The sequence below is a fragment of the Moorena sp. SIO3I6 genome (genome assembly GCF_010672095.1).
Genome location: NZ_JAAHHU010000319.1, coordinates 1 through 4,926 on the forward strand (window position 1 = coordinate 1; position 4,926 = coordinate 4,926).

Below are 4,926 nucleotides of genomic sequence, written 5' to 3' on the forward strand. Positions count from 1 at the left end.
CTTCTGGACCACCGAAGCGAAATTTTATTGAGGATGGAGTCATATTAATGACCCCTTCTTCGTCTGTTAAGACCATTGATTGAGAAAATCGGTTTCTATAACTGTTGAATTGTTCAATAGCCTTTAAGCTTTCAAAGGTCATTAAGACGATGCGGGCTCCTGAGCTTCGGTTTTTTCTGAGGCTGACGTCACTCAGCTGTTCATAAATACCGTCAAAGAATTGGATGGATGGTGTTGAGGAGTTCATTTGAAATATAAAAACATCGTTAAATTTTAGTATATCGCCTTGGGAGGGGTTGACAAAATTATTTTTATAGGTAACAGGGAGTAGGGAGTAGGGAGTAGGGAGTGGGGAGTGGGGAGTAGGGAGTGGGGAGTAGAGAGTAGGGAACTAGATTAGATGGCTTTGCTCAGCCTACTTTAATTGGTATTTTTTGGATTTACTTCCTATGATTTACAACACTTTTGCTAAGCAATTATTTTTGCTATTATTTCCAGTTAATTGAGGATATTTAATGATAAAATATAGGTATATTTTTGATAAAAAGTTTATGAGCAATTTTGGTAATTTATCATAACATAAAAAAGTAGCTTGCTTTCTTTACTATTGCTATTAAGTCCCTGCTCCGAATTTCCTCAAAACCAAGGAAGACTAACCACAAATGAACCGCCGCCGCATTCTTAAAACTGGACAACCTTACAGCTTTAGCCAATATTTTGACCTTCCCTTTACCCTAGAAGATATCTTGGCTGAATTTGACTGTACCTTTGTGCGATCGCATATCGATCTTCCCCGTCAACCCTTCACTGCTGCTATTGAACCCCTGCTGCACCAACTCCAGCGTAACCGCAAGCGCATCGAGCTGATCAACGAAACTGCCCGTCGCGAAGCCTTGATCGCACCAATTCTGTTTGAAGTAGTGGATCTAACTAATCACCGCATTTACATTGAATATTCTATTGCAGTTAGCGAACACCTGCGGGGAACCTTAGATTATTATATTGCTAACCATAACGTGATTGTGATAGAAGCCAAACAATCTGATCTGGTACGGGGCTTCACTCAACTGGCGGTGGAGTTGGTTGCCCTTGATCAGTGGCTCCAGTCTGACCAGAGAATTTTGTATGGCATTGTTACCACCGGAGAAGACTGGCGTTTCGGTACTTTTAATCGCCAAGAACGTTCCATACAACAAGACCCCAAGCGCTACCTCGTCCCAGAAGAGCTAACCGAGTTGCTGGAAATTTTAGTGGGGATTATGAATTGAAACGGTTAATTAATTATAGTGGTTTTTAATTAGGGAGTCGGGAATCGGGAATCGGGAATCGGGAATAGAGAATAGGAATATAAGTATGAAAAACGCGCTGATCGCAATTTTTAGTTTAAATTTATCCTTGCTCTCAACCATTACTTTTATTTAAAAGTATGATCAACGAGTTTTGATTAAGGAGGCGATAATATCATCAGATATCGATGATCGACTGCATCAATACAATGTCTTTAACTATACCCAATTATCGAAAATTACTTCTTCAGTATCCTCTCTACCCACACTCCCCACACTCTTTCCCCTACTCCCTACTCCCTACTCCCTACTCCCTACTCCCTACTCCCTACTCCCTACTCCCTACTCCCTTTATTCTATACTAATAAAGTCACTGTATTGAAACTATCATGATTGCTGATAAAATCCCCAATTACATTTCCAAAGAAGAGTATCTATCCTACGAAGAAGATAGTGCCATCAAACATGAGTATATTGATGGAGAAGTCTATGCTATGGCTGGCGCTAGTGATGCCCATGTTACTATTGCCCTTAACCTGGCTTCAGCCTTAAGAAATCATGTCAGGGGCACTGGCTGTCGGGTTTATATGGCAGATATGAAAACTTATGTTGAAGCATCCAATAGTTATTATTATCCTGATGTTATGGTGACTTGCGATGCCAGAGACCGAGAATTGGCTAATTATAAAAAATATCCTTGTTTAATTGTAGAAGTTTTATCTCCCAAGACTGAGGCGTTTGACCGGGGTGACAAATTTTCTGACTATCAACAGTTAGAAACCTTGGTGGAATATGTTTTAATTAGCCAAAATCGTAAACGCTTAGATTGCTTTCGCCGGAATTCCGAGGGAGTTTGGACATTGCAATTTTATTATCCGGGCAGTGAGATTCATCTAGAAACTGTGGATTTTAGAACTAGTCTTGAGGCTTTGTATGAAGATGTATAGCGCAAGGCAATAGGCAATAGGCATGCTAGCAATAGGCAATAGCGATGCAGCGCTGCTCCCTGCTCCCTGCTCCCTGCTCCCTAAAACCTAGATAGTACCTCACAAGTCGTAGAATTGCTATAATAGGTAAATGCTTAGTTTTAGGCTAATTTCATGCTACCTCTAGTATCTTTGGAGTTGGTAACTCTTTATTAACTTGGCTATAGGCGTATACCAAATCCTCTAAAACTTCCTTAGCATTCTCAAGAGCTTCCTCATAGGTGTCACCGTGGGTACGAGCATAGTTACCCCATTCGGGTAAACTAGCCACATAAGAGTTATCTTCCTCTGACCATTGAATTAAAATGCTATATTTCATGGCTCTTCTCTATTCTCGACTCTCGACTCCCAACTCCCTAAAACCCAAGAAGGATAAAGTCCTGCCTCTTTTAATTTTATAATGTACTTTATTCATCGGTAGCTTGGAGAATTGCGTGGTACAATTGAGAACTAATACGAAAGTCCATTGTTTCAATCAATTGATCCATTAATGGTTTAACCGCCGGAATTAAATTACTTTTCTTGGCTTGCACCAGAATGCCCAGTAACCCCACAATAGTTAACCCCAATTCTTGAGCAACTGTTCGTCCCCGTCGCTCATCCATCAGTACCAAAACAGAAGCATATAAGCGATGCAAGAGGTTAAGTTGATTGATGCCTGCTAGATTAGTAATGGGTGATGTATCGCTAATAATAATCACAGCAAACTCATCGATTGTAGGGTTTTAAGGTCTGCTTCAAAATCAGCAACATCATAATTCAAATCTAAACCGCGCTTGGCAAGTTCATGCTGAAATTCAATCACGGTTAACCCCGTCCAGGCACGGACTTTGCCACTGCTAATTTTGTCTTGCTTATACAGCATCAGGGCAATTTCAAGTTTGAACTCACCCTCAGTCATTTGGCTAGCTTGGACAATATCGTCAGGGATAACTACACTCATAGCTACACTGATAAGTAATTAGTCGATTATCAACAGTTACTTTAATTTTATCAGAAACTTCAACTGCATTATAACACCCATCCACGCCACACCCAGTCAGGCTAATCATAATTCCTCTATCGTTGATTAACTCTTATCTCTTCCCTACTCCCTACTCCCTACTCCCTACTCCCGATTCCCGACTCCCGATTCCCTAAAACCCATAACTTTATAGTTTACCCCATTGAAAAATACTGTAAAATTATAGTAGTTAAGTTACTCTACAAATGAACCGCCGCCGCATTCTCAAAGCTGGACAGCCTTACAGCTTTAGCCAATATTTTGACCTTCCCTAAACCCATCGAAGATATCTTGGCTGAATTTGACTGTACCTTTGTGCGATCGCCTTTGGCGCGGCTGAGGCCTTTGGCCACGCTTCGCGAACGCCGATCGCATATCGATCTACCTCGTCAACCCTTCACTGCTGCTATTGAACCCCTGCTGCACCAAATCCAGCGTAACCGCAAGGGCATTGATAAGCGCTATACTAAATTAAGTAAAGCATGAAGTAAACAAGGTGTTAAGATCTATGGCAACCAATACTCAAAGTCATTTTGGTCCCTACTTAAGACATAGAGGGAAAACTGTCGAAGAACAAATTAAACTCAATCAACCTGCTCTGGCATGGCTAAGAAAACGCCTTGAAGAGGAAATCACACAAGAAGAAGCTAAAATTCGACAGGAAGATTTAGAAAAATTCAAACAAATTCTTGATAGTTTTCGTCCAGAAGGCTCTAAGCTATATAGCTAATAATGATTAGACCTCTTGCAAAAATATTTTTCTGATAGTGTTTACCTCAATCCTTCTGACTTGCGCGTAGCGCTATAACTTTTCCAAAATAATTAAATGCCCAAGAAAATCAGAGAACTAAAATCAATGCTAAAAAAAGCAGGTTTCTCTTATCGTTCAGGTAAAGGCAGTCACACAGTTTGGAGTCATCCTTTATTAAACTATAGTCTGACTATCTCTGGCAAAGATGGAGAAGACGCTAATAGATACCAAGAAAAAGCTGTTAAAAATATACTCAGAGACTTAGATAATTTACAGAAATAAATAGAGATGAAAAACCACTATAGTATCTTAATTCAATGGTCAGAGCAAGACCAAACCTACATTGCTAGTTTGCCAGAATTTGGTCCCTATGCTCATACTCATGGCAGCAGCTACGAAGAGGCTCTCAAAAATGCTAAAGACGTGTTAGAGCTTTTGGTAGAAGATTACCAAGCTAGAGGTAAAGATTTACCTTTATTAATTTCTTCAAAAATCACGGTATAATTAAAGAGTAAAAAAAGTATATAGCTTGTGTCTAAAAACAAGCAATTCATTATTAATAGTTATATAAATACTGATCAATAGATGTAGAAGCATCACTAACTCCACCTACAACTGGATTGTCTCCGAGTCCCCAAATGGGATCATCTACACCATTGCTATTTTCTGGTAGCTGTTGATTATGTTGCTGTAATTGTTTAAGTTTAACAATTTCATGATGTAACGCTAATACAACTAATTCCTCAAGATTCTTTACTAGTCCTGTCTGAATTAGTTCTTCTGTAGTTTTCAGCAAATCTGTGGGTAAATTTAAAGTGATTTGATTGACGTTTTCCATAGATAGTATTGTTTTGATGAGATCAGAGTGTTGATTATTATTGATTGAGCTTAGCTATAGGA

At 39.5% G+C, this 4,926-nt stretch carries 13 protein-coding genes; 7 read left to right on the forward strand and 6 right to left on the reverse strand.

The features are described from left to right. On the reverse strand, positions 1 to 247 hold a 247-nt coding region (gene psb28 / locus F6K49_RS35015), incomplete at its 3' end, for a photosystem II reaction center protein Psb28 (protein ID WP_293104149.1). 415 nt (positions 248 to 662) lie between these two features. Here psb28 and F6K49_RS35020 point away from each other — a divergent pair. Then, on the forward strand, positions 663 to 1,268 hold the full coding sequence (locus F6K49_RS35020) for a hypothetical protein (RefSeq protein ID WP_293020133.1): 606 nt from the start codon (positions 663 to 665) through the stop codon (positions 1,266 to 1,268). Positions 1,269 to 1,277: 9 nt separating this feature from the next. On the opposite strand, the gene F6K49_RS35025 is transcribed toward F6K49_RS35020, so the two are convergent. Next, positions 1,278 to 1,409: a hypothetical protein gene (locus F6K49_RS35025; protein ID WP_293020135.1), complete on the reverse strand. Its 132-nt coding sequence runs from the start codon at positions 1,407 to 1,409 to the stop codon at positions 1,278 to 1,280. 86 nt (positions 1,410 to 1,495) lie between these two features. On the opposite strand from F6K49_RS35025, the gene F6K49_RS35030 reads away from it, so the two are divergent. Beyond that, positions 1,496 to 1,651: a hypothetical protein gene (locus F6K49_RS35030; RefSeq protein ID WP_293064864.1), complete on the forward strand. Its 156-nt coding sequence runs from the start codon at positions 1,496 to 1,498 to the stop codon at positions 1,649 to 1,651. A gap of 24 nt (positions 1,652 to 1,675) precedes the next feature. Next, positions 1,676 to 2,233 carry a Uma2 family endonuclease gene (locus F6K49_RS35035; protein ID WP_293104154.1) on the forward strand — a complete coding sequence of 186 codons (558 nt, stop codon included), beginning with the start codon at positions 1,676 to 1,678 and terminating at the stop codon, positions 2,231 to 2,233. Between the two features lie 151 nt (positions 2,234 to 2,384). Here the strand turns inward: F6K49_RS35035 and F6K49_RS35040 are convergent, their stop codons facing one another. The 3 genes from F6K49_RS35040 to F6K49_RS35050 all read right to left on the reverse strand — a co-directional run bounded on the left by F6K49_RS35040 (position 2,385) and on the right by F6K49_RS35050 (position 3,215). After that, positions 2,385 to 2,591: a type II toxin-antitoxin system HicB family antitoxin gene (locus F6K49_RS35040; protein ID WP_075898394.1), complete on the reverse strand. Its 207-nt coding sequence runs from the start codon at positions 2,589 to 2,591 to the stop codon at positions 2,385 to 2,387. A gap of 88 nt (positions 2,592 to 2,679) precedes the next feature. Then, complete coding sequence (locus F6K49_RS35045) at positions 2,680 to 2,973, reverse strand: DUF3368 domain-containing protein (RefSeq protein ID WP_293104157.1); 294 nt, start codon at positions 2,971 to 2,973, stop codon at positions 2,680 to 2,682. After that, entirely contained in the window at positions 2,970 to 3,215 is a 246-nt protein-coding gene (locus tag F6K49_RS35050) for a UPF0175 family protein (protein WP_293047831.1), read from the reverse strand. The genes F6K49_RS35045 and F6K49_RS35050 overlap by 4 nt, the downstream gene beginning before the upstream one ends. A gap of 321 nt (positions 3,216 to 3,536) precedes the next feature. On the opposite strand from F6K49_RS35050, the gene F6K49_RS35055 reads away from it, so the two are divergent. The 4 genes from F6K49_RS35055 to F6K49_RS35070 all read left to right on the forward strand — a co-directional run bounded on the left by F6K49_RS35055 (position 3,537) and on the right by F6K49_RS35070 (position 4,530). Then, on the forward strand, positions 3,537 to 3,761 hold the full coding sequence (locus tag F6K49_RS35055; protein WP_293104160.1) for a hypothetical protein: 225 nt from the start codon (positions 3,537 to 3,539) through the stop codon (positions 3,759 to 3,761). A gap of 22 nt (positions 3,762 to 3,783) precedes the next feature. After that, complete coding sequence (locus F6K49_RS35060; RefSeq protein ID WP_293104163.1) at positions 3,784 to 4,005, forward strand: hypothetical protein; 222 nt, start codon at positions 3,784 to 3,786, stop codon at positions 4,003 to 4,005. 96 nt (positions 4,006 to 4,101) lie between these two features. Then, entirely contained in the window at positions 4,102 to 4,308 is a 207-nt protein-coding gene (locus F6K49_RS35065) for a type II toxin-antitoxin system HicA family toxin (protein WP_075901496.1), read from the forward strand. A gap of 6 nt (positions 4,309 to 4,314) precedes the next feature. Continuing rightward, complete coding sequence (locus F6K49_RS35070; protein ID WP_075901494.1) at positions 4,315 to 4,530, forward strand: type II toxin-antitoxin system HicB family antitoxin; 216 nt, start codon at positions 4,315 to 4,317, stop codon at positions 4,528 to 4,530. A gap of 52 nt (positions 4,531 to 4,582) precedes the next feature. Here the strand turns inward: F6K49_RS35070 and F6K49_RS35075 are convergent, their stop codons facing one another. Beyond that, positions 4,583 to 4,864 carry a hypothetical protein gene (locus tag F6K49_RS35075; RefSeq protein WP_293104168.1) on the reverse strand — a complete coding sequence of 94 codons (282 nt, stop codon included), beginning with the start codon at positions 4,862 to 4,864 and terminating at the stop codon, positions 4,583 to 4,585. Between the last annotated feature and the right edge of the window lie 62 nt (positions 4,865 to 4,926).